This window comes from Streptomyces sp. NPDC020917, from assembly GCF_044333795.1.
In the GTDB taxonomy this organism is placed as follows: Bacteria; Actinomycetota; Actinomycetes; order Streptomycetales; family Streptomycetaceae; genus Actinacidiphila.
This window is the reverse complement of sequence record NZ_JBIRRR010000003.1, coordinates 166,479-190,570: the sequence shown is the minus strand read 5'-3', so window position 1 is coordinate 190,570 and position 24,092 is coordinate 166,479. Positions and strand designations below refer to the sequence as shown.

At 70.8% G+C, this 24,092-nt stretch carries 20 protein-coding genes; 15 read left to right on the top strand and 5 right to left on the bottom strand.

From position 1 onward, the window contains the following. Positions 1 to 35: 35 nt before the first annotated feature. Positions 36 to 770, bottom strand: coding sequence for a ferric reductase-like transmembrane domain-containing protein (locus ACH4TG_RS08145; RefSeq protein ID WP_398241347.1), 735 nt, complete (start codon positions 768 to 770; stop codon positions 36 to 38). Between the two features lie 708 nt (positions 771 to 1,478). On the opposite strand from ACH4TG_RS08145, the gene ACH4TG_RS08140 reads away from it, so the two are divergent. The 11 genes from ACH4TG_RS08140 to ACH4TG_RS08090 all read left to right on the top strand — a co-directional run bounded on the left by ACH4TG_RS08140 (position 1,479) and on the right by ACH4TG_RS08090 (position 13,246). Next, the gene (locus ACH4TG_RS08140; protein WP_398241346.1) at positions 1,479 to 2,120 is read left to right on the top strand and encodes a histidine phosphatase family protein; all 642 of its coding nucleotides are present in this window, start codon (positions 1,479 to 1,481) and stop codon (positions 2,118 to 2,120) included. Between the two features lie 98 nt (positions 2,121 to 2,218). After that, on the top strand, positions 2,219 to 3,577 hold the full coding sequence (locus tag ACH4TG_RS08135; RefSeq protein WP_398241345.1) for a rhodanese-like domain-containing protein: 1,359 nt from the start codon (positions 2,219 to 2,221) through the stop codon (positions 3,575 to 3,577). 36 nt (positions 3,578 to 3,613) lie between these two features. Next, positions 3,614 to 3,979, top strand: coding sequence for a rhodanese-like domain-containing protein (locus ACH4TG_RS08130; protein ID WP_398241344.1), 366 nt, complete (start codon positions 3,614 to 3,616; stop codon positions 3,977 to 3,979). Continuing rightward, a complete protein-coding gene (locus ACH4TG_RS08125) occupies positions 3,976 to 4,719 on the top strand; it encodes a sulfite exporter TauE/SafE family protein (RefSeq protein ID WP_398241343.1) in 744 nt (247 codons plus the stop codon). The genes ACH4TG_RS08130 and ACH4TG_RS08125 overlap by 4 nt, the downstream gene beginning before the upstream one ends. 80 nt (positions 4,720 to 4,799) lie before the next feature. Next, complete coding sequence (locus tag ACH4TG_RS08120) at positions 4,800 to 4,967, top strand: hypothetical protein (RefSeq protein WP_398241342.1); 168 nt, start codon at positions 4,800 to 4,802, stop codon at positions 4,965 to 4,967. A 90-nt stretch (positions 4,968 to 5,057) separates the two neighbouring features. Next, on the top strand, positions 5,058 to 7,382 hold the full coding sequence (locus ACH4TG_RS08115; protein ID WP_398241341.1) for a heavy metal translocating P-type ATPase: 2,325 nt from the start codon (positions 5,058 to 5,060) through the stop codon (positions 7,380 to 7,382). A 113-nt stretch (positions 7,383 to 7,495) separates the two neighbouring features. Beyond that, positions 7,496 to 8,386: a MurR/RpiR family transcriptional regulator gene (locus ACH4TG_RS08110; RefSeq protein WP_398241340.1), complete on the top strand. Its 891-nt coding sequence runs from the start codon at positions 7,496 to 7,498 to the stop codon at positions 8,384 to 8,386. A gap of 28 nt (positions 8,387 to 8,414) precedes the next feature. Then, entirely contained in the window at positions 8,415 to 10,745 is a 2,331-nt protein-coding gene (locus tag ACH4TG_RS08105) for a DUF4838 domain-containing protein (protein ID WP_398241339.1), read from the top strand. Between the two features lie 204 nt (positions 10,746 to 10,949). Continuing rightward, entirely contained in the window at positions 10,950 to 11,312 is a 363-nt protein-coding gene (locus ACH4TG_RS08100; protein ID WP_398241338.1) for a hypothetical protein, read from the top strand. Positions 11,313 to 11,848: 536 nt separating this feature from the next. After that, the gene (locus ACH4TG_RS08095; RefSeq protein WP_398241337.1) at positions 11,849 to 12,547 is read left to right on the top strand and encodes an SDR family oxidoreductase; all 699 of its coding nucleotides are present in this window, start codon (positions 11,849 to 11,851) and stop codon (positions 12,545 to 12,547) included. 93 nt (positions 12,548 to 12,640) lie between these two features. Beyond that, complete coding sequence (locus ACH4TG_RS08090) at positions 12,641 to 13,246, top strand: dihydrofolate reductase family protein (RefSeq protein ID WP_398241336.1); 606 nt, start codon at positions 12,641 to 12,643, stop codon at positions 13,244 to 13,246. Between the two features lie 31 nt (positions 13,247 to 13,277). On the opposite strand, the gene ACH4TG_RS08085 is transcribed toward ACH4TG_RS08090, so the two are convergent. After that, positions 13,278 to 13,844, bottom strand: coding sequence for a TetR/AcrR family transcriptional regulator (locus ACH4TG_RS08085; RefSeq protein ID WP_398241676.1), 567 nt, complete (start codon positions 13,842 to 13,844; stop codon positions 13,278 to 13,280). Between the two features lie 153 nt (positions 13,845 to 13,997). Between ACH4TG_RS08085 and ACH4TG_RS08080 the strand changes: the two genes are divergently transcribed. After that, on the top strand, positions 13,998 to 15,467 hold the full coding sequence (locus ACH4TG_RS08080) for an MFS transporter (RefSeq protein WP_398241335.1): 1,470 nt from the start codon (positions 13,998 to 14,000) through the stop codon (positions 15,465 to 15,467). Positions 15,468 to 15,509: 42 nt separating this feature from the next. On the opposite strand, the gene ACH4TG_RS08075 is transcribed toward ACH4TG_RS08080, so the two are convergent. The 3 genes from ACH4TG_RS08075 to tnpA form a co-directional block, all read right to left on the bottom strand. Continuing rightward, positions 15,510 to 16,679 carry an alanine--tRNA ligase-related protein gene (locus ACH4TG_RS08075; protein ID WP_398241334.1) on the bottom strand — a complete coding sequence of 390 codons (1,170 nt, stop codon included), beginning with the start codon at positions 16,677 to 16,679 and terminating at the stop codon, positions 15,510 to 15,512. 397 nt (positions 16,680 to 17,076) lie between these two features. Next, positions 17,077 to 20,193, bottom strand: coding sequence for a discoidin domain-containing protein (locus ACH4TG_RS08070; RefSeq protein WP_398241333.1), 3,117 nt, complete (start codon positions 20,191 to 20,193; stop codon positions 17,077 to 17,079). A gap of 498 nt (positions 20,194 to 20,691) precedes the next feature. Next, complete coding sequence (gene tnpA, locus ACH4TG_RS08065) at positions 20,692 to 21,120, bottom strand: IS200/IS605 family transposase (protein ID WP_398241332.1); 429 nt, start codon at positions 21,118 to 21,120, stop codon at positions 20,692 to 20,694. Between the two features lie 11 nt (positions 21,121 to 21,131). On the opposite strand from tnpA, the gene ACH4TG_RS08060 reads away from it, so the two are divergent. From ACH4TG_RS08060 to ACH4TG_RS08050, 3 genes are all read left to right on the top strand, one after another. Continuing rightward, positions 21,132 to 22,301 (top strand): RNA-guided endonuclease InsQ/TnpB family protein, encoded by a 1,170-nt coding sequence (locus ACH4TG_RS08060; RefSeq protein ID WP_398241331.1) that lies wholly within the window; start codon positions 21,132 to 21,134, stop codon positions 22,299 to 22,301. Between the two features lie 80 nt (positions 22,302 to 22,381). Continuing rightward, entirely contained in the window at positions 22,382 to 22,618 is a 237-nt protein-coding gene (locus ACH4TG_RS08055) for a hypothetical protein (RefSeq protein ID WP_398241330.1), read from the top strand. 183 nt (positions 22,619 to 22,801) lie between these two features. Continuing rightward, positions 22,802 to 24,061, top strand: a complete 1,260-nt coding sequence (locus ACH4TG_RS08050; protein ID WP_398241329.1) for an MFS transporter — start codon at positions 22,802 to 22,804, stop codon at positions 24,059 to 24,061. Positions 24,062 to 24,092: the final 31 nt, after the last annotated feature.

Here is a 24,092-nt window from a genome sequence, read left to right as displayed (position 1 = left end):
GTGCTGCGGGGCCGGGTTTCCGGGGTAGGGGTGCGTCACCTGACCGCTCCGGCACCGTCGGGGAAGGCCCGCTGCCGCAACCGGGAACGCGAGGGGAGGAGACGGATCAGGAAGACCAGGAGAACCGTTGCGGCGCCCGCCGCGATGCCGACCGACACCGGGTTGAAGTGGCGCGGCTCGGGGTGCACGAGAAAGATGTGGAGCCAGATCAACGCGAAGGCGACGTAGGCCAGTTGATGGATCCGCAGCCAGCGGTGGTACCCGAGGCGGCGCTGCAGCCAGACCGAGCACGCCACCGCGACGGCAAGCTCCGTCCCGACGATGCCGAACCCGACCGGCACCCGCTGGACGCCCCCGACGAAGGGAACGCCCAACTGGGTCCAGCCGATCCGCCAGATCGGCTGGTACAGGAACGTCAGACCGTGGATGGCGCCGAAGATCATCGCCGAGAGCGCCAGCGTCATGTGGGCCCCGTAGAAGGTCGCCCGGTTGACGGACCGCTGCATGAACCGCAGCCGCAGCATCACGCCGAGGACCACGGTCGCGACCATCAGGACGTACGCGATCAGGGCGACCAGCCGCGCGATCTGGTGAACGCCAGAGTCGTACGGAACGTGCTGGTTGTACGCGTCGAGCGGCGACCCGGGTATGGGCGGCGCCGCGGCGCAGGCGGCCGGCGCGACCAGACAACAGCCGAACGCCGCCGTCAGCAGCAACCCGAGCACGGCCCCGGCCGCGACGACGACCCGTCTGCGGGGGGCCTGCACCATTCCCCTGATCATCCCGCGAACTCCCTGCGTAGACGTCTGTGACGGGGCACGGCGGCAACCGCACGACTGCCGTCGAGCCCGGATGCGCATCCCCCAAGGAATGACACAAACGCCCCCGAAAGCACGGCGCCCCGGGGTCGATTACTGGTCGGGGTCCCTGCTCAGGCGCAGACGGTACACCAAACAGTTGATCGAGAAGCCTTATCCGGTGCACAGGTGCGACCGGCGAGGGTGGTAAATCCCTTCATTGTCGGCAAAGGCGGGGCCCAAGGGCGGGAACATCTGAGTTTCCTCTGAGCCGAAGACCGCAAGGGACCACGCCTGACGGCATCTTGGTCGCGTTCACCCGGCGCCATTGCCTCCCTGCGCAGCGTGATGATCCATCGGGGTGCGAAATCCATGAAAGTGAAAGCGGAGGCGGGCGTGGGACTTTCGTGGATCGCTTTCCCGATCCCGTATTGCGCCGGTCGCAGTGGGACGCCGGGCATTCGGGGCAAGTGATCTGTCTCCGCGGGATCGTCGGCGGCCGGTGGGCAGTTGCTGGTAGGAGCCGGCCATGGCGGCAGACCTGTGGACCCCGTGATCTCGATTGCCGGCGTGGCCGCGGGTGGTGTGCTGGCGTATCTGACCCAACGAGCCGAGGGCGTGGCGCATGTGGGGCTGCCGCGGCGTCCCTGACCACACCCCTTCTGCAGGAGGCACGCGTTCATGCGCACTCTTCACGTCGTCACCCATCCCGAGTCGACGCACCACGTCGAGGGAGTCGTCGGCGGATGGCACGACTCGCAGCTGACGCCCGCAGGCGTGCGTGCGGCGGTCTCCATCGCCCAGGCGCTGCGGGCCCGGATCCCGGACGGGGCCGAGGTGGAACTGTTCTCCTCGGACCTGCGGCGCACCCGGCGGACCGCCGAGGAAATAGCCGAGCTGTTCGGCGTGGAGCCGATCCTTGACCGCAGGCTGCGGGAGAAGTCCTACGGCGAGGCGGGGGGACGACCGCAGGAATGGCTGGACCGGCGGTTCGTCCCGCCGCCGGCTGCCGGGGAGCGCTTGGACCACGACGAGGGCGTGGAGGGTGCCGAGACCAAGGCGGAGCTCGCCGAGCGCGTCTACGCGGCCATGGACGAGATCCTGCGGAGCCCCGGCGGGCATCAGATCATCGTGACCCACGGCGGCTCCCTGACGTTCGTCGTGGCGTCCTGGATCAAGATGCCGATCGACGCGGTCGGCTACGCCAGCTTCCGGGCCCCTTCCGGCAGCATCACCACGCTGCGCGAGGACGACTTCTTCCACAATCGCCAGGTCGTCGCCCTCGGCGATACCCGTCACCTCGGCCCCGCCCGCACGGACTGACCCCTGCCCGGGGCGAGGGTCGGGAAAATACCCCCGGGGGTACCTCTGCTACGGTGGAGTGAATACCCCGGGGGGTAATTTCGGAAGGGAGCGTCCAGGTGTTCTTCGTCGACACGATCGAGCTGGAGGGGCTGGGCAACCGCAGCTATCTGGCCGGCGGCGAGCAGGCGGCCGTCGTGGTCGACCCGCCGCGCGACATCGACCGGGTGCTGGCCGCGGCCGCCCGACGCGGCGTGCGCATCTCCCACGTCGTCGAGACGCACCTGCACAACGACTACGTCACCGGCGGGCAGGAGCTCGCGCGGATCACCGGCGCCAGGTATCTGGTCCCGGCCGGCGCGCGGGTGTCCTACGCGCGCGTACCGGTGGCGGACGGCGACACCGTCGACATCGACACCGGCCTGGCGCTGGCGGCCGTGGCGACCCCCGGCCACACACCGCACCACACCGCCTACGTCATGAGCGACGGCGGCCGTCCGGCGGCCGTCTTCACCGGCGGATCACTGCTCATCGGCACCGTCGGACGCCCCGACCTGGTCGAGCCGCGCCTCACCGAGCGCCTGGCGCGGGCCCAGCACGCGTCCGTCCACCGGCTCGCCGACGCCCTGCCGGACGACACCTCGGTGCTGCCCACCCACGGCTTCGGCAGCTTCTGCTCCTCGGCTCAGGCCGACGGCGACACCACCACGATCGCCAAGGAGAAAGCCGGCAACGCCGCCCTCCTCACGGACGTGGACACCTTCGTCGCCGACCTGCTGGACGGCCTGGACGACGTTCCCGCCTACTACGCGCACATGGGCCCGATCAACGCGGCCGGTCCCGCTCCGGTGGACCTGACCGCTCCCGAACCCGCCGACCCGCAGGAGATCGCCGAACGGCTCGCGGCCGGCGAGTGGGTCGTCGACCTGCGCAACCGCGTCGCCTTCGCCGAAGGACACGTGGCCGGCTCGTTCAACTTCGAGCTGGAGGGCAAGCTCGCCACGTATCTGGCGTGGACGATCCCCTGGGGCAAGCCGGTCACCCTGCTCGCCGAGTCGGCCGGGCAACTCGCCGCCGCCCAGCGGGAACTCGTCCGGGTCGGGATCGACCGCCCCGTGGCCGCCGCCACCGGCGGACCGCAGCGGTGGGTGCCCGACGGGCAGCGTCCGGTGTCCTTCCCTCGCTCGACGTTCGCCGGACTCGCGGCACAGCACCCGGACGAGGTCGTGGTGCTCGACGTGCGCCGCGACTCGGAACGTGCGAAGGGCTGGATCGAGGGCTCCACGCACATCCCCGTCCACCAGCTGCACCGCCGCACCGGCGACGTCCCCGAGGGCACCGTCTGGGTGCACTGCGCCGCAGGGACGCGCGCCGCGATCGCCGCGTCGCTGCTGCACGCGGCCGGTCGTGACGTGATCGCCATGGACGACGGCTTCGAGGCCGCCGCCGAGGCCGGCCTGACGATCACCACCGGCTGACCCGAACCCGGTCACCGGCAGAAAGGAGTTAGCCCCATGGCCCACATCCCCGGCAGGAGGGAGCGCCTGCCCGTCCAGGAAGCGCACACCCGCACCGGCGGACACCCCGCACGGGCGGTGCTGCTGGACGTGCGGGAGAACGCGGAATGGGCCGAGGGACACGCCCCCGGCGCGGTGCACGCACCACTGACGGATCTGATCGCCGGCGCCCCGCTGCCGCAGGCCGCGCGCGACCGCCCCCTGGTGGTGATCTGCCGCAGCGGGCAGCGCTCGCAGCACGCGGTGGAGCTCCTCGTGGGACGGGGCGCGGACGCGGCGGACGTCGAGGGCGGCATGAACGCGTGGGCCGCCGCCGGCTACGCGGTCGTCGGCGAGCACGGGAACACCGGCGCGACGGCGTGAGCGCACTGATCCTCGCCCTCGCCGCCGGGGCCGTCGTCGGCTCGGCACTGGGCGCGCTGGGCGGCGGAGGCAGCGTCCTGGCCGTCCCGGCCATGATCTACCTCCTCGGATTCACCCCGGCCGCCGCCACCACCGCCGGCCTGATCATCGTCACCGCCACGTCCGCGACGGCGCTGGCCGCACACGCCCGCGACGGCAACGTGGCCTGGCGGACGGGATCGCTGTTCGCCGCGGCGGGCATCGTCCCCGCGGTGCTGGCCGGCGCCGCGGCCGGGCACCTCCCGCAGGCGGTGCTCACCGCGGGCTTCGCCGCCGTCGCCGCCCTGGCGGCACTGCGGATGCTGCGGCCCGCAACCCCCGAACTCCCGGGCGGCATACGGCCGGTGAAGGCGGCCGGGGCGGGCGCGGGACTCGGTGCGGTGACCGGGTTCCTGGGCGTGGGCGGCGGATTCCTGGCCGTCCCCGCCCTGGTGGGCGTCCTCGGCCTGCGGATGCGGCAGGCCGTGGGCACCAGCCTGCTGGTCATCACCGTCAACTCCCTCGCCGCGCTCGCCGCCCGCGCCGGAACCGGAGGCGACCTGCGGTGGGGGCTGGTCGCGCCGTTCGCCGGAGCGGCCGTCCTGGCGGCCTGGGACGGCAAGCGCCTCGCCGCGAAGGTCTCGGGCGGCACGCTGCGGCGGATCTTCGCCGTCGTCCTGCTCGCGGTCGCGGCATTCATGCTCGGCGATGCGGTCCTCTGACCACCGACCCCGCGCACCACGAAACCAACAGCAACGTACAGCACCCAACAGAAACCAACGGAACCGAAGGAGTCACCACCATGTGCCAGCGAGCCACCTGCCGGAAGTGCCACAAGTTCACCTATCGCGGCTGCGGCATGCACGTCGACCAGGTACTGGCCGGAGTCCCGGCGTCACAGCGCTGCACCTGCACGCAGGAGGCGAGGTCCGCCGGGCGGCTGTGGAAGCGCCTTCTCGGGCGCGGCTGAGAAGGCGGGGTCCGGCCATCACTGGCGGGACCCCGCACCCTCGGATCTACTGGAGGTGAGGAAACCCGGCGCAGGAAGGCAGAGCGCACGGTGAAGCGTCCGGACGCGGAACGCGGGACGGCGCGGGCACTCGAGGTGGCCCGGCGTTCGCTGGAACCGGCGCTGCTCGCACTGACCGCCGCGGCTTTGACGGCGGGCGGCGTGGCCTGGCTGACCGGGGCCGAGACACTCGCTCGCAGCTTCTGGGCGGCAGGCACCGCAGTGGCGATCCTCCCCGCCGTGGGGTGGGTCATCGGCGCCCTGCGGCGCGGCCGGGCCGGCGTCGACCTGATCGCCGTCCTGGCCCTGGCCGGAACGCTGGCCACGGGTGAGTACCTGGCCGGCGCCCTGATCGCGCTCATGCTCGCCACGGGCCGCTGGCTGGACGCGGCGGCCGAACGCCGCGCCTCGCACGACCTGCGCCACCTGCTGGAGCACGCGCCGCGCTCTGCCCGGCGCCGCGTCGGCGACCGGGTCCGCACCGTGCCGCTCGCCGAGGTCGAGGTGGGCGACCTGCTCGTCGTCGGCCCGGGGGATGTGGTCCCGGTCGACGGTCGCGTCGAGGGTGGCACCGCGGTCCTGGACGAGTCCGTGCTGACCGGCGAGTCGCTCCAGGTGGAACGAGGGCTCGGCGAGACGGTGCGCAGCGGCGGCGTCAATGCCGGCAGCGCGTTCGAGCTGGTGGCCGCCGCGACCGAAGCGGACAGCACCTACGCCGAGATCGTCCGCCTCGCCCGGCAGGCCGGAGCCGAGAGCGCCCCCGTGATCCGCCTGGCGGACCGGTACGCCGCCTGGTTCCTGCCGCTGTCGCTGGCCGTGGCAGGCATCGCCTGGCTCGTCAGCGGGTCGGCCGTGAGGGCGGTGGCCGTCCTCGTCGTGGCCACTCCCTGCCCCCTGCTGCTGGCCGCGCCCGTCGCGATCGTCTCCGGGCTGTCGCGTGCCGCCCGCCTCGGCGTGGTGGTGCGGGACGGTGCCGCCCTGGAGAACCTCGGCCGCGCTCGCACGCTGGTCCTGGACAAGACCGGCACCCTCACCACCGGCCGGCCCCGCGTTCTCGACGTCACCGCCGCACCCGGGCACACCCCCGACGAGGTTCTCGCCCTGGCCGCCTCCGTCGACCAGTACTCACCCCACGTCCTGGCCCAGGCGATCACCGACGAAGCGCACGCCCGCGGCCTGCCGCTGCACCCGGTCCGCGACGTCGCCGAGGAACCCGGGCGCGGAGCCACCGGCCGCATCGGCGACAGCACCGTCCACGTCGGCCGGCACGACGGCGCACCCCTGGCCGCGTGGGCGCGCACCGCCGACAACCGGGCCACCCTGGACGGCGCCGCCGTCGCCTGGCTGAGCGTCGACGGCCGGCTCAGCGGTGCCCTGCTGCTGCGTGACCCGCTGCGCACCGAGGCGCCGCGCACCCTGCGCCGCCTCCGCCAGGCCGGCATCAGGCGCCTGCTCATGCTCACCGGCGACCGCACCGAGCCGGCCCTGGAGATCGCCGCCGTCCTCGGGCTGGACGACATGCGCGCGCGCCAGACCCCGGCCGACAAGGTCGCCGCGGTCCGTGCCGAACGCGAGAAGGCGGTCACCGTCATGGTCGGCGACGGCGTCAACGACGCCCCCGCGCTGGCCGCCGCCGACGTCGGCGTGGCCATGGGCGCCCGCGGTGCCGGCGCGTCCTCCGAAGCGGCCGACATCGTGCTGACCACCGATCGCGTCGACCGACTCGCCGACGCCGCGGGCATCGCCGTCCGTGCGCGCCGCATCGCCGCGCAGAGCGCCGTGGCCGGCATGGCGATGTCACTGGCCGCCATGATCGCCGCCGCGTTCGGCCTGCTGCCACCCGCGGTCGGCGCGCTGCTCCAGGAGGCCATCGACGTCGCCGTCATCCTCAACGCGCTGCGAGCGCTGCGCGTGGACCGCACCGCGCGCGTCGCCGTCGCGCCGGCCACCGAGCAGCTCCTCCAGCGCTTCGCCGCCGAGCACGACGACTTGCGCGAGGTCGTCGAAGCCGTCCGCGCAGCCGCCGACCAGCTCAGCTCCACACCCGGCCCCGAGGCCCTGGAGTCCGTCCGCCACGTCGACCGGCTGCTGAACGAACAACTCCTGCCCCATGAACGGGCCGAGGAGCAGCAGCTCTACCCCGCCCTCGCCTCGGCTCTGGGAGGCTCCGAGGCCACCGCCACGATGAGCCGCGCCCACACGGAGATCCACCGCCTCGCCCGCCGTATCGGCGCCCACCTCCAACTCGCCGATGCCGAGGGCGGCTTGCAGCCCGATCAACTCGACGACCTGCGTGCGTGCCTGTACGGCCTGCACAGCGTCCTGCGCCTGCACTTCACGCAGGAGGAGGAGAACTACTTCTCCCTCGCGCAGTGAGCGTCCGCCCCGAACGGGCCTGCGGCGGCCCGCTGGCGGGCTCCGCGGGCAGTCGCCTGATTGATTTCGCTCAGATCTATCGTCCTCATGCTCATCGCTGATAATCTTTTCCAGTGGATCACTTGCTTGCCAAACTTGAGCGCGAGAGCGCAACGATGTCGGGCGCTCTCCGGAGGGTCGCCGGGGCGGTCCTGGCCGATCCCGCGGCGGCGGCGGACGAGGGGATCACCGAGCTCGCCCAGCGGAGCGACACGTCCCCGGCGACGGTCAACCGCTTCTGCCGGGCGCTGTCCATCAACGGGTACGCCGCGTTCCGGGTCGCGCTCGCCGCCGATCTCGGCCGGCTCGGTGAGACCGTGTGGGCGCACACCGTCGGCCTGGAGATCGACGGAGGGGATTCGACGGCGGGCATCGCCCGGGCGGTTGTCGCCGCCGACATCAGGAGCCTGCAACGGACCGCCGACCTGCTGGACCCGCCGGTGGTCGACCGTGCGGTCGACCTGCTGGGGCGCGCCCGTGCGATCCATGCCTTCGGTCTGTCCGGAAGCTCCCACGCCGCAGCGGAACTGCGGGCCCGGCTGGTGATGATCGGACTGCCCGTGACGGCCGGCACCGACACCCTCGATGCCCTCGCGGCTGCGGCCCGGCTTCGACCGGGCGACGTGCAGGTGAGCTTCTCGCACAGCGGTGCCACCGCCGAGGTCGTCGAAGTGCAGGACGTTGCACGGTCGTTCGGCGCTTCCACCATCGCCGTGACGTCCGAACCGTCCTCCCCGCTGGCTCTCGCAGCCGACCTGGTGCTGGCCACCCGAGTGGCCGAGAGCGCGGACCCCCGGACCCAGTCGTTCGCCTCGCGGTATTCCCAACTGTTCCTGCTTGACGTGCTGTTCGTCTGCCTGGCCAACCGGACCGCCGAGCAGTCCACGGAGTTGTACGACTCCGCCCGCGCCGCTGTCGCCGCCCACCAGCGTCGCGTTGCCATCGCCCCCCGCAGTCCGTCCTAGACGCGACCGACCTGGAGGAAGCACGCCGATGACCCACCCGAGACAAGGCGACCATGCGGACCTGACCCGCCGAACCGTTCTGCGGGCGGGCGGCATGGCCGCCGCCACCGCGCTGGGCACGAGCCTGCTGCCCAGCACCGCCGAAGCAGCCGCGCCCACACTGGAACTCGTGCACAAGGGCTCCGCCCAGTACCGGATCTTCCTGGGAACCGGTGAAGGGGCCGTGACCAGGCAGGCCGCCCAGGAACTTGCCGACACTCTCGCGACCATGTCCGGAGCCGTCCCGCCGGTGGTGCAGGCCGATCAACCGCCGGGCGGCAACGACCGGTTGATCGTGGTCGGGCGGGAGAACCCGCTCACCAAGAGCCTCGGCCTCGACTACGGCAAGCTGGCCGACGACGGATTCGCGCTCCGTACCAGGGGCCAGACCGTCTTCATCAGCGGACCTGTCCCGCGCGGCACCCTGTACGGCGTCTATTGGGTGCTGGACCGCCTCCTGGGCGTACGGTGGTGGGCCCCCGGTTTCACCAGCGTTCCCCGCTCGGGCAGCGTGTCCGTACCGGCGGCCGCCCTGAACGTCGACCAGGTTCCGAGGTTCCGCTTCCGGGAGGTCGCCGCCGCGGACGGCAAGGACGCCGCCTACCGCCAGCACAACCTCCTGAACGGTCTTCGCGGGGACGACGAGTTCACCTCGCTCCCTCGCACCCCGGGGATCGACACCTGGTCGCGGTACTGGCCGGAGGACCGGCCCGACTTCTTCTCCACGATCCTGCCGGAGGCGTCCTGGGCGTCGGGTGGGCAGATCGCGATGATGGATCCGGCCACCCGGGCCGAGGCCGCCGACCGGCTGGTCACCCTGATCCGGAGCCGCGTCGCCGCCGGTGAGGAGCCGACTGCGTCGTTCGCCCAGAACGACCAGCCGTGGACCCTCGACGCAGCGAGTCAGGAGTTCGCCGCTGCCCACGGCGGCGTGCCCTCCGCACCGCTGGTCGACATGATGAACGACATCGCCGGCCGGGTCCGGGCCCGGATACCCGACGCTCGCCTCGAGACCGAGGCATACACCTGGAGTTTCACCCCGCCGACCGGCCTGCGGGTCGACGACTCGGTGGTGATGACCGTGGCGCCGATCAGCGGGGACTTCGGCAAGCCGCTGATGGGATCGGGAAACCAGCAGATCGCCGAGGGGATCTCGGAGTGGGGCCGGATCGCGGACAACATCGTGATCTGGGACTACCTGACCGACTTCCACGCCTACCCGCAGCCGTTCCCCAACTGGTGGGCGATGTGCGAGTCGTTCCCGGCGTTCGCCGCGATCCCGGCCATCCAGGGCTACTTCGGCGAAGGGGCGTGGAACGTCCGCGGAGCCGAATTCGCCCATCTGCGGATATGGGTGCTCTCACGACTCATGTGGGACCCCTCCCTGGACCCTGACGCATTGATCCGGGAGTTCCTGCGGGGCTTCTACGGTGCCGCCGCGGACGCCCTCTACGCCTACATGAAACTCATGGTCCAGGCGGTAGCCAGTACCGGCACCACCCTCACCTGCTTCGCCCCGGAGAACGCGCCCTACCTGAACTTCGACTCGCTCACCGCCGCGGACCAACTGCTTGACCAGGCACAGTCGTTGGTGCAGAACAACGCCGATCACGCCGCCCATCTGGCGGCAGTACGCCTCGGCGTCGACTTCCAGATCCTGATCCGGCGTGACGAGTTCCAGCGCTACGCGCGCGCCCACGGGATCAGCTGGGACCCGGACACCACGCGCCGGCTGGCCCGGCTCAAGGTCGAACTGAACCAGTCCGGTCTGACCCAGTACACGGAATCCGGCGGCACCATCGAGCAGATGATCGACCGGGCCACCACGGTCGTGGAACGCGTTCCGCCACCTCCGCCGGGCGTGGCGGCCGGGCTGCCGGCCACCGACTGGTTCGAGATCCAGGACTACGACTTCACCATCTCGACGAAGACCTGCGCGATCGTGCCGGACGACCTGGCGTCGGACCACGGCGCGGCCCGCATGGTCGCCACCGGGAACACGGACTGGGCGGTGATGGTCCCCCTGGACAAGCTTCCGGCCGACGGCACGTGGAAGCTGTACGTGGCCGCGCGGGTCCCGCAGACCTCCGGCGCCGGAACCCGCGCCGCGCTGTCCACCGGCGTATGGCCGCCGTTCGGCAACGTGGTCTTTCCGTCCGTCGAGACCATGCGGGACGGCCAGTACCACGAGATCGCCCTCCCCGGCGCGTACACCAGGGACACCGACCCGAACAACGTCCACTGGTTCTGGATCGCCCCCGTCGACAACCCCGACGTCGGCTACCTGTACGTCGACCGGCTGATCGGGGTCCGCGCGTAACGGTCGGCCGGACTCGGCTCCCGCGAACGGCCACCGCGGGAACGGCGCGGGGCGGCCGACTGCCCGGTATCGGCCATTCCTGGCCGGCGGTATCGGCCGCTCCGCCCCCGGCCCGCCTGCGGGGTGGCGTTCTGTGGCCAGGATGGGCCGTGCTGGTCCGGGCGTGTCCACCGCCCGGGAACCGACATCAGGGGAGGGGAACCCATGAAGATCCGATATGCCTTTGCGGGGTTGCTGGTTGCGGTTGCCGTGGCGGGGGTGGCGCCGGCCGCGGTGGCCGCGACGCCGACGGCGGCCGGCCCGGCCGACTTCCACAGCGAGGTCGTGCCGGGATACGTCTCCACCGAGGCCGTCCCGGGCAACATCTACAACGAGGCCGTCCCGGCCCACTTCTACGCCGACGTCGCACCGGGCAACGTCTACAGCGAGGTCGTCCCGGCGAACTTCTACAACGAGGCCGTCCCGGCCCACTTCTACGCCGACGTCGCACCGGGCAACGTCTACAGCGAGGCCGTCCCGGCGAACTTCCACAGCGAGATCGCCGGGCCGTCGACCATCATGGCGTGAGCGTCGCGGCCACCGGGGACTGAGCCGGTACGTGCGTCGGGCCCGGGCCCCCGAGAGGGAGCCCGGGCCCGGCCGTCGTAGGCTCTGCTCTGCGGCACGAACGGCGTCCTGCCGCGGCCGCCCCGCTCCCACGGCGCTCCTGTGCTGATGGATCGTCAGGGACCGGGACCCCGTACGGTGTCGATGGGGCCGTACTCCGGGGTGCTGAAGGTGACCAGCCGGACGCGGGCCCCGCCCTCGCCGGGAAGCATCACCCCCTGCAAGCTGAGCCGCCCGCTCCGGGCCCCCTCCCGACCGCGCGGCTCAGGGAGGTTGCCCGGCCACCTTCAGGGCCGACACGGCGGGTTCGGCCACGTCGTAGGGCATCGGGCCGGCCAGCGAGGGCGTACCGGCCCGGCGGGAAGATCGCTGGGTATAGTGCAGTCGTTTCGGGGGACCGGTGCCCCGGAGTCGGTCGACCTCACGCTCCACCTCGCGTTCATCGACATCCGGGACCGGGCGGAGCCCCGACGACGCATCGCTGAGGAGGCCGTCTGATGGAACCCGTCACGCTGATCACCGGGGGCTCGACCGGAATCGGCGCCGCCACCGCCCGCGCTCTGCTCAAGCAGGGCCACCGCGTGGCCGTCACCGGACGGAACGCGGGCAAGCTGGCCGCCTTCGCCGCTTCGGCCGGAGCGGGCGAGCGGCTGCTCACGATCACGGGCGACGCCGCGAACGCGAACGACGTCGCCGCCGCCGTACGCCGCGTCATGGACACCTGGGGCCGGCTGGACAACGTCATCGCCAACGCCGGCTTCTCGCTGCCCGGCAACCTGGAGAGCCACGCCCCCGACGACATGCGCGAAATGGTCCTCACCAACGTCCTGGGCCCGGCCCTGCTGGTGCGGGAGACCCTGCCGCACCTCAGGGACTCCAAGGGCCGGATCGTCATCATCGGTTCGGTCGCCGGGGTGCGCAACACGCCTGGCAACCTGTACTCGGTCACCAAGTGGGCCGCGCACGCGCTGGCCGAGAACACCCGGCTGCTGGTCGGCAAGGACGGCGTCGGCGTGACGGTCATCGCCCCCGGGGTGGTGGACACCCCGTTCTGGGACGAGCGCGGCGGCACCCCCGACGCGGCTCCCGCGATGACCCCCGATCAGATCGCGGACACGATCGTCTTCGCCGTCAACCAGCCCGCGGGCGTGGACGTCAACCACATCACCCTGCGGCCGACCGGGCAGCTCGGCTGACCCGACCGCTCAGCCGCGCCCGCGAACGGCCCGGCCGCCGCCGATGAGTTTCCGCGGGTCGTGGGGTCTACCCGTCGACGAAGGGAGCACATCATGCGCAAGATCAACATCTGCACGTTCCTGACGCTCGACGGCGTCATGCAGGCACCGGGCGGTCCGGACGAGGACGCTCAGAGCGGCTTCGAGCACGGCGGCTGGCAGAAACCGGTGTCCGACGACGAGGTCGGCGCGGCCATCGCCGGCTGGTACGAGCACTCCGACGCGATGCTGCTGGGCCGCAAGACGTACGAGATCTTCGCGGCGTACTGGCCGACCGCCGATCCCGGCAACCCGTTCACCAGCCGGATGAACAGCATGCACAAGTACGTGGCGTCCCGGACCCTGACCTCCGTCGCGTGGCAGAACTCCACGCTGCTGGAGGGCGACACCGTCGACGCCGTACGCAAGCTGAAGGCGTCCGAGGGAGGCGACATCAACGTCGTGGGCAGTGGCGACCTCGCCCAGACCCTCATCCGGCACGGCCTCGTCGACGAGTACCGGCTGACCATCCACCCGGTGATCATCGGCAGCGGCAAGCGGCTGTTCGCCGACGGAGCGATCCCCACCGCGCTGGAGCCGGTCAGCGTCGCGACGACGAAGGGCGGCACCATCGTCGGCGTCTACCGGCCGAACGGCGAGCCCGGCTACGACAGTTACTAGTGCTACGAGGCACCTTCGGGCCTGGCCGAGGTCACAGCAACCGGTCGACCAGGCCGTCGACGTAGTCCGGGGTGAGGGGGCCGATGCCGAGCAGGACGCGGACGTACATCGGGGCCATCACATGGTCCAGCACGCCGAGTGCGTCGGGTGCGTCCTCGCCGCGTTCGCGGGCGCGATCGAGCATGGAGTCCAGCTGCCGGGCGCGTTCGGCGAGGAATTCCTCACGCGCCCGCAGGCCCTGCTCGCCGTTGCTGGACAGGGCGACGGCCAGGCGCAGCACCGCGAGGCCGTCGGGCCCGGTGATCTCGCGGGCCACGTTGGCCGCGTAGGTGCGCAGGTCGCCGGCCAGGCTCCCGGTGTCGGGCATCGGCGACCGCGCGTTGAGGCGGGTGACCGCCACGTCGGTGAGCAGGTTCTCCAGGTTGCCCCACCGGCGGTAGATGCTGCTGTCGGCCACGCCCGCGCGGGCTGCGACGTCGCCGACGGTGAACGTGCCGTAGCCGCGCTCACTGATCAGGTCGGTGACGGCCTGGTGCACCGCCGCACCGACGCGGGCACCGCGCCCGCCGGGTCGCCGGGCTCGCTGTCGCTCGTCCATGTCCTCCATGCCCTCACTTTAACGCAGTCGGGACTTGCGTTTACGGGAGGACCTCCTTACAGTCTCCTAACGCAGTCGCCGACTGCTTTAGGGCGCCCCGAGGCCGGCCGTGCCGGCCGTGGAGCGGCGCACCCACGACTGGGAGGGGACCCCATGGCGGCATTGCCTGCGCCCGAAGGCAGTCGACCGAACCGGACCGTTCTGCTCGCGGTCACCTGCCTGGGCCAGTTCATGGTGCTGCTCGACAACACGATCGTCGGAGCGGCGCTGCCCGACATGCAGCACGGGCTGCACACCCAGCTGACCGGCCTTCAGTGGATCGTCGACGCGTACGTGCTGCTGGTCGCCATGCTGCTGCTGTCCGGCGGCGTGTTCGCCGACCGGTTCGGCCGCAAGCGGGTGTACCTGGCCGGCGCGGTGGTGTTCACCGCCGCATCGGTGCTGTGCAGCCTCGCACCCTCGGTCGGATGGCTGATCGCCGGCCGGATGCTGCAGGGCATCGGGGCCTCGGCGCTGAGCCCGGCCTCGCTGGCCCTGCTCGCCGCCGCCCACCCCGTTCCGCAGGAACGCATCAAGGCGATCGGGCTGTGGGCCGGGTTCAGCGGAATCGGCCTGGCCGCTGGACCCGTGGCCGGCGGCGTGCTGACCGATGCCTTCGGCTGGCCCGCCATCTTCCTGGTCAACCTGCCCATCGGCGTGATCCTGCTGCTGGTCGGCCTGCGGCACCTCGAGGAGTCCCGCAATCCGGCCGCCCCCGCGATCGACGTCCCGGGGACGGTGCTGTCGATTCCGGCGGTCGGGGCACTGACCTACGGGCTGATCGAGGGCGGCGCCCGCGGCTGGACCTCGCCGGTCATCCTGGCGAGCTTCGCCGCCGCGGCGATCCTCCTCGCCGCGTTCACCGCCGTCGAAGCGCGTCGCTCCGCGCCGATGCTGCCGCTGCGCCTGTTCCGGCAGCGGCTGTTCACCGTGTCCAACACCGCCATGATCGTGGTGGGGTTCGCGCTCATGGGCTCGTCGTTCTTCTTCTCCCAGTTCTTCGTGTACGTCCAGGGCAGCTCGATCCTGCGCGCCGGCCTGCAGACCCTCCCGGCCTCCCTGGCCATGGTGGTCGTCAGCCCGTACGCGGGCCGGCTCGCCGTCCGGTACGGCTTCCGCGTCGTGGTCACCACCGGGCTGGCCCTGGCGGGCGGGGGGCTGCTGGCGCTGGGCACGGTGCACGCCGACACCGGCTACGGGAACGTGTGGTGGCGGCTGGTGGTCGTCGGCACCGGCTTCGCCCTGACGCTGTCCCCGCTGACGGGCGCCGCCATCCAGGCGGTCAGCCCGCAGGAGGGCGGCCTCGCCTCGGGCATCAGCAGCACCACCCGGCAGATCGGCGCGGTGCTCGGCGTGGCCGTCCTCGGAGCGGTCGTCCGCAGCCGGCAATCCGGCGGCGCCTCCTTCGAGAGCGGCCTCGACAGCGCCTTCGTCGCCGCCGGCATCGTCACCTTGGCCACGGCTGTGTTCACCGGCCTGTGGCTGGCGAGGTCCAAGCCCGTTCATGGCCCGGCGGTGCCGCACCGCTCCACCGATCCCGGTGCGGCCACCCCACCGAACGAGGTGTCCGCGGACAGCCGTTGAGGAGGACGGACCGCCCGGATTCACCCGTCGCAGGCCGAGCTGTCATTGCGGCGGTCGCAGGGTCAGGACGAGGTCGCGGGGGAGGCCGTGGGTGTCGTGGAGGTAGTGGAAGTCGTCCTCGCTGAGCGGGCCGCGGAACCGGCGGCCGGACAGTACCTGACGGCCGCGCTGCAGGAGGAGGTCGAAGCGGCGCTCCTCGTCGAGCAGGACCTGACGCACCACGTCCGGGTCCAGGTCCTGGCCGAAGCGGTCGAGCGTGTGACGCACCAACTCCTTTGACAGGTCGCCGAGTCCGCGGTGCGGGTCGTCCCTGCGCAGCACGGTGAGCACCCGCCGTACCAGCCGGCGCAGCACGTAGCCGCGGCCGGTGTTGGACGGGCGGACGCCGTCGCCGATGACGACGACCGACGAGCGCAGGTGGTCGCACACCAGGCGCAGCGACGGTACGTCGAGCTGCCACAGGGGCGGGACGAGCCGGCGCCAGGGGTCGAAGACGTCGCACTCGAAGACCGACGACCGGCCCTGGAGCAGGGACTGCAGCCGCTCCAGGCCGAGCCCGGTGTCGACGTTGCGCTGGGGGAGGGGGACGAGCGTGCCGTCGTCGAGCCGCCGGTAGTGCATCATCACGTGGTTCCACACCTCCACCCAGCGGTCGTCCCGGGTGGGGGTGGACCGCGGCGGGGTGTCGCCTGTCCACAGGAAGATCTCGGAGTCCGGGCCGCACGGGCCGGTCGGGCCGTTGGACCACCAGTTGTCCTCGACGGTGAGTTCGACCGGCACCCCGCGGTCCTGCCACAGGTCGAGCGAGCCCGTGTCCGGGCCGACCTGCTCGTCGCCGCCGAAGACGGTGACGTGGAGCAGGCCCGGATCGATGCCGAACCCTTCGGTGAGCAGCCCGTAGCCCCAGTCGAGGCTCTGCGGGCCCTCGTAGCCGCCGAGCGACCAGGTGCCGAGCATCTCGAAGACGGTCAGGTGGGTGCGGTCGCCGACCTCGGAGAGGTCCGTGGTGCGCAGGCAGCGCTGCACGTTGACCAGCCGCCTGCCGAGCGGGTGCGGGCGCCCCTCCAGGTAGGGCGTGAGGGAGTGCATGCCCGAGGTCGTGAACAGCACCGGGTCGCCGGGCGGCGGCAGCAGGGTGGATCCGGACATCCGGCGGTGGCCGCGCTCCTCGTAGTACTCGGTGAAGGTGCGGACGATCTGGTCGGTGTTCATGGGGGGGGCTCCTTCGCGTGTGTGCCGGGACGGCACCGGACAACAGGTCCGCGCGATCATCGGAGCCGAGGAGGGAACCCCTCGAAGCCACCACCGGGGACCGTTTCCGATCGCCGGCGGAACTGGGACGTACGTCAGGCGGCGGCAACCGGCGAGCTGGTCGCTCGCGCGGTCGCGGTGATACCTCGGCCTGTGACGTTCATACCGCCGAGGCTAACCCGCCGACTGCCCCCGAGCCACCCGATTTTCCGGCACGCCGCCCGGCGCAACCCGCCGAACGACCGACGCGCGCATCCACCTGGCAGGAGCGACGGGGCACTCCGTTCCACCCAGCACAGCGGACGGCCCGCCGGGTTGCGGCGGGCCGTCCTGGGGGGGGTGGTGCGTCAGCTGGGGGTCAGCCGTCGCTGTCGGAGCCGGGGAGGTAGGCCCCGGGCACCTGGGACGGGGCGTAGATCTTGGAGTCGCCGGGGTAGGGCTTGGTCCACCCGGTGGCCTCGTACCAGCTGAAGCGGCTCATCTGCGCCGGCGGTGCGGAGTCGACCTTGGAGTTGTCTCCGACGAACGGCTGCGCCGCCTTCCACTTCTGCCACTGCGCGGCCACGCTCCGCTGCGCGGAGGGGACCGCGGCCGTGGTCGGCGCGGGCGCCGCGGCCGGGTCCTGCGTCGCCGGGGTGTCGGCGCCGCACGACGGCGGGGTGGACAGACCCAGCGTCAGCGACGTGCGGTTGGGCACGACGTTGAACGGCGAGTAGTCCGGCGTGCTGGTGAACGCCCCGCTCATCGGGCTCGCCGCGGCGTCCAGCTGGTTGAGCGGGTGGATGCCGAGGATCTGCTCGATGGTGCGGATCATGGTCGCCTGGGTGTAGTAGTGGCTGTCCACCACACCGCGCTGGGCCCACGGGCTGATGATCTGGATCGGGGCCCGGTGCCCGTCGACGTGGTCGAGGCCGGCCTGGGAGTCGTCCTCGACCACGAAGATCGCGGACTGCTTCCAGTACTTGCTGTGCGAGACGGTGTCGACCAGCTTGCCGACGGCCAGGTCGTTGTCCGCGACCTGGGCGGGCCCGGTGACGGGGCCGCCGGTGTGGTCGTCGGGCAGCCACATCATGTTCAGGTTCGCGGGACCGTTCTTCTCGAAGTCCTGCTTCCAGATCTGGTAACGGTAGTTGTCCGGGATGGACAGGTCGCCACCGGGGAAGCCGTGTACCGAGATGTCGTTGAGCGAGGGGATGTCCACGTTCGAGTACATCGGGTACGCGGTCGTCGCCTTGGGGTCAGCCGCCATGTTCTTGCTGTCGCAGTACAGGTTCTGCCAGGACGCCGCGGCCGGCTTGTTGTTCGACTGCATCTGGTACTCGCCGAAGTCCCGCGCCGTCTTGCCGGCCGCCTCGGCACCCGTCCAGATGAACCCGGACGCCTGGTGGCCCAGCACGTCGTTGTAGCTGTCGTAGCTGCGCTGGTACTCACCGGCGGTGGACTCGGTGTACTCCGGGTCGTCCGCCTGCATCAGCCAGCTGTGCCCCTCGGCCGAGTTCGTGGCCGGGTCGTAGAAGTTGTCGTACAGCCCGAACTGGGCTGCCAGCGCGTGCTGGTTCGGCGTCACGTTCGCGCCGTAGTCGGTCAGCGAGGGGTCGCCGTTGCCGGCCGGCATGTCGCCGTAGACCTGGTCGTAGGTCCGGTTCTCCTTGACGATCAGGTACACGTACTTGATCGTCGACGGGTCACCGATCTTCACCGGCACCGGAACCGGCGCCACGTTCGGGTTGCCGTTGCTCTGCTTGACCGAGTTGCCGATCCAGCCGTTCTGGGCGAACACCTTGGCGGTGTACCCCTTGATGGCACCGTCGTTGGGCAGGGTGAACCGCGTCAGGCTCGACGTGGTGTCGTGGCTGTTGTGCCTGCTGGTGTTGCGCAGGGCGTCGATACCACGGGTGTTGGAGACGACAACGTTGTCGCCGTCTGCGCTGATCTCGGCGGGGTAGTAGTCGGTCGGGAGCAGACCGACGTAGGCGACCGGCTCACGCGCGGACGTGTACTTGTAGACGGCCACGGCGTTGGCCCGGCCGAGCGTCACCAGCAGGTGGCCGTCGTCGGTGAGCGTCACCGCGTTCGGGTCGTAACCGACCGAGGCGTCCGGCCACGGCTGCGTCGCGATGGTCTGCACGACCTTGCCGCCTGCGGTGTCGATGACGGACACGGTGTTGCTGTTCGTGTTGGTGACGAACACCGCGCCCTTCTTCGCGTACACCGCGGTCGGGTGCAGGCCGACGTCGATGCTCGCCGCGGCGGCGGACGGGTTCGCCAGGTCGATCACGCTGACCGTGCCGGTGGTGCTGCCCGCGTTCGGATCGGCCGGCACCGCGGTGCCGTAGGAGTTCTGCGTGTGCTCGGCCGGGGCGGTCGAGTCGCTGATGTCCCAGCCGCTGAGCTGCAGGAGCGAGTCGCCGTAGTTCGCGGTGACGTTCAGCCGGTAGTAGCTGTACGCGGTGGTGTTGGCGAAGGTGTAGCTCTTGGTCACGTACCGCGAGTCGAACCGCTGCCCCGTCCGCTTGTCCAGATCGGTCCAGGTGCTGCCGTCGTTCGACCCCTGCAGGGTGAAGTCCTTGGGGTCACGGCCGGGCGAGTCGTTCGCGGAGGTGAGCGAGTACTGCACGACCGCCTTGGGCTTGGCCAGCTGGTAGGTCACCCAGCCGGTCGAGCTGTGCGCCAGCCACTTGGTGGACGGATCGTGGTCCTTGAGGTTCGCGGCGACCTCGTTCGGCGGGTTCTCGTCGCTCGAGGTGACCGTGCCGACCTGCCCGAGCAGGGTGCCGGGCATGGGCTTGGCCGGGCGGCCGCCCTCGTTGCTGACGTAGAGCTTGCTGCCGACCTGGACCATGCCCCGCGGGGCGGTGCCCACGGCCCAGCTCTGCTGGATCGTCCCGGTCGCCGCGTCAAGGGCCACCACGCGGTTCTGGCCGTTGACGGCGGCGTACGCGGTCCTGCCGTCGGCCGAGAACACCGGCGCGGCCGACAGCGCGTGCTTCGAGCCCTGCGCGGGAATGCTGATGGTCGTCGGGTTCGCGAGGCTGCCGTCCGCGTTCACGGTGAACTTCGTGTAGCCGTCGATCCGGCCCAGCCACAGCTGCGAACCGTCGGGCGAGTACGTCGGGCCTTCCTGACCCACGTCGCCGCCGTTGACCCGCAGGTCCGACTGCGCGTTGTTGCCGACGTACTGCTGCACCTTGTAGGTCTTCAGGTCCACGATGGCGAGGATCTGCCCGCCGTCGGTGAGCGAGGCCGCGAGGTGGGTGCCGTCCGGGCTCACCGAGGACGACATGATCTTGCCGTAGGGGATGACCAGACGCTGGCCGATCGGCTTGATGTACTGGTCGCTGGAGACCACCTGGCCCTTGTCGGTGGTCTGGCCGACCTGGGCGAAGCCGAACTGGTTCGTCTGAGCGAAAGCGACACCTGTACCCGTGGCCACGGCGGCAACGGCTGCCACGACCACCACTGACTTGCGGCCCATGGCTCTGGCGAGAGGACCCCTGCGGGCCTTCACGCGTCGTTGACGTACTACCTGCATGTAGCTTCCCTTCAAACTTTGTTGGAGCAGTTCAACCACGCCGTCGAACTACCAGGACGTGGTCCCCGTCCAGCGCCGGGTCGACCGCATACCGCCAATCCCGCACAGGCCACGACGCCGAAACCTAGGGACGCGAAGTGACGCCGTCTGGGCAGGCAGGCAAACTTCAAAGGAAGGCGCGACGGCGTGTGAGGCGTCCCGCGGGGCGTGCTACTCGCGTTGAATTCGGTTAACCGGCCCACGACTTGAGGGTCTACTACACCGATCCGGGCCAAGGAACGGGGAAATCGTTCTGCCGTGCCTTGCGGACGAATTCCGCGAGGTTGTTCGCCGGCTGATTCAGTGTGGTCTAGCGCGGAACCCCGGGCGTTCACGCCCGGGAGGAAGCGCTTGTCAAGATTGGGGTGACCCGCACCGGAGCACGGGTCTGAACTGCTGACCTCAGTCGGGACGTTTCTGGTTCTCGATGTACTCCTTGATAATCGCGAGCGGGGCGCCGCCGCAGGACGCGGCGAAGTAGGAGGGTGACCAGAAGTGGTCTCCCCACAGGTACTTGCGGATGTGTCCGGGGAACTCCTGGCGGAGCCTGCGGGCGGAGACGCCCTTGAGGCTGCCGACGAGTCTGGAGATGGCGACCTTGGGCGGGTAGTGCACGAGCAGGTGGACATGGTCGCGCTCGCCGTTGAACTCCACCAACTCCGTCTCAAAGTCGGCGCACACGGCCCGCATGATCTCCTCGCAGCGTCGAAGGATCTCGTCGGTGAACGGGCCGCGCCGGTACTTGGGCGTGAAGACCAAGTGTGCATGCAGGATGTAGACGACGGTGCGGCCCCTGCGGATATTGGGATTTGGCTCCCAGCGTGGTGACATAGATCAATGTTATGATCACGCCTGTGAAGATCGTGGCCCAGGTCAAGCTGATGCCGGAGGCCGACCAGGCCGCCACACTGTCGGCAACCCTGCGCACGGTCAACGACCTGGCGTGCTGGGTTTCCGAGGTCGCGTTCGTCAACGACGTACCCCGTGAGTACGAGCTGCGCAAGCACACCTATGCCCACCTCAAAGAGCAGGGCATCGGGGCGCAGGCCGCGCAGCACATCATCAAGAAGGTGCGTGACGCGTACACCACGCTGCACGCCAACATCCGCGCCGGGAACCTCGGCAAGCCGAAGTCGAAGCGCCGGATCAAGGCAGAGTCCAAGCCGATCACGTTCCGGCCCGAGGCTGCGCAGCCGTACGACGACCGGTGTTGTAGCTGGCAGTACGAGCAGCAGACCGTGTCTATCTGGACTACGGCCGGGCGCATTAAGAACGTCCGCTTCGTCTGCTCTGCCGATGCGCTCAAGGTGCTCCAGCAGTACCGCAAGGGCGAGTCCGACCTGATCGAGCGGGACGGCGTCTTCTACCTGATCGCCACGTGCGAGGTCCCCGAGGCCGAGCAGTACGAGCCGGACGGCTTCATCGGCGTGGATCTCGGCATCGTCAACATCGCCACCACGTCCACTGGCTACCAGGCCGCCGGGCGCGGTCTCAGCCGGTACCGCAAGCGACAGCTCGCCCTGCGGACCAAGCTCCAGAAGAAGCGCACCAAGTCCGCCAAGCGCCGGTTGAAGGAGCGCTCCCGCCGCGAGGCGCGGCACGTCAAGAACACCAACCACATCATCGCCAAGACGATCGTGACCGAGGCTGAACGCACCTCGTTCGGACTCTCCCTGGAAGAACTCAAGGGAATCCGGCAGAGGGTACGGCTCCGCAAGCCCCAACGGGTCGCGCTCCATTCCTGGGCGTTCGCCCAGCTCGGAGACTTCATCGTCTACAAGGCCAAGCGGGCCGGGGTGCCCCTGGTCTTCGTTGATCCCGCGTACACGTCGCAGACGTGCGCCGAGTGCGGCCATGTCGACAAGCGCAACCGTGTCGACCAGGGGCTGTTCATCTGCCGGGGGTGCGGGGTCGTTGCCCACGCCGACCGGAATGCTTCCCACAACACCGCCACTCGTGGCGAGAGCGTGTGGAACGCGGGGCGTGAGTCACGCGTCCCAGACACCCCATAACAGGGTGTCCGGACGGAGGAGCCAACCCAGCAACCAGCTGGGCACTACCTCCAAGCCCGGTCCTTTAGGGCCGGGTCAAGTTGACCGCCTCCCTCCTCGAGCTGCTCACCCACCGGCTCGACGACCGGCCCCGTGCCGCCGCCGTCAGTGCGGGTGACCTCGACGCCGACCGCTTCCTGGCCGCACGTGAACTCGACGCGTTCACGTGGTCGTGGCGGATCACCCAGCTGGGCGTGAGCATCCTCTGCGCCGTCCTCACCCTCGCGGTCGCGATGCTGATCCCACCCTCCAAGCGGACCGCAACCGGCAGGACGTGATCAGTCCGCGAACCGGGCGCTTTTCCTGGAAGCGCTCCCGCTCCTACTGTCCCGACCGGCGCCACCGCGGGGCTCCCGCCGGGCGATCCGTGGGGAGTCCCGCTGCCCGGTCCCGTGTGCCCCTCGGGCGCATCCGGCCGGCGCCCCGCCCGACGACTGATCGCAGGAGTGTCCGTGGAAGGCATGACGAAGGACGGAGGCCCGGTCGACGAGCGGCGCGTTGCGCCGCCGTCCACCGCGCCCACATCGGTGATACGGCTGACGCTGGCGTCACCGCTGTACCGAGGTGCGGCCGTCGCGCTGTTCTTCTCCGGCCTCGGGTTCTCGGCCGCCGCGCCGCAGATCGCGTCGTTCCTCGTCAACGAGCTGGGCGGGTCACTGACCGCGGCGGGCCTGTTCTATCTGACCAACCTGACCGCTCCGGTGGCCGGTTACCTGGTGGGCACGCGGTCGGACCGCACCGGCCGCCGCCTGGGGCTGTTCCGCGTCTGCGCCGTCGCCGGGTTCGCGGGCTGGGCCGGCATCGCCTACTCGACGCAGTTGTGGATGCCGTACGTCCTGAGCGCCGTCGTGCTGGGGTTCGCCGGCGCCGCCACCTCCCAGTTGTTCGCCGCCGTCCACGACGAGATGAAGGCGTGTCCCGGCCCGGGCGACGACGGGATCGTGTCCCTGGTGCGGATGGCGTTGACCGCGGGATGGGTGGTCGGCCCGGTGGCGGGCTCCTTCCTGGCCGCCCACACCTCGCTGCGCACCATGCTTCTCGCGACGGCGGTCTGCACCCTCGCTCAGATCGTGCCGCTGTGGACCCTGCGCACCCCGCAGGGCCCGGCCGCCGCCGCGGCGGAGCAGGACCGGGGACCGCACCGGCGCGGTCCCGGTGTGCGGGCGATGCTGCCCCTGCTCACCTTCACCGCCCTCTACGTCCTGGTCTACGCCGGGGAGTCGATCAAGTACGCCTACCTGCCGCTCTACATGAACGGCCGGCTCGCGTTCGCCTCCGGGCTCAGCGGGGCGGTCATCGGGATCCAGCCGCTGGTCGAGATCGTCCTGATGCCGTTCGCCGTCATCGTGGCCCGCAGGACCGGGATGCTGCGGCTGATGGTGCTCGGCGCGGGCTTCGGGGTTGCCGCCAACCTCTGCTTCGCCTTCACCGGCACCGCCGCGGGGCTGTTCGCGGGGCAGATCCTCATGGGCGGCGTATGGGGCGTCTTCGCCGCGCTGGGGATCATCGTCGCCCAGCGGCTGCTCCCGACGGCGGTGGCCACCGCCTCGGCCCTCTTCATCAGCTCGACCGCGCTGAGTTCCGCCCTGGGCGGGGCGGCCGGAGGGCTCGGGGTCGCCGCGATCGGGCTACCGCTGGTCTTCCTCATCCCTTCCGCGCTCGCCCTCCTCGCAGCCGTCGGCCTGGCTTTCATGGCGCGGGCGGTGGGACGCAGCATCTGAGCCTTTGCGGCGCGGTCGGTGGGACGCAGTC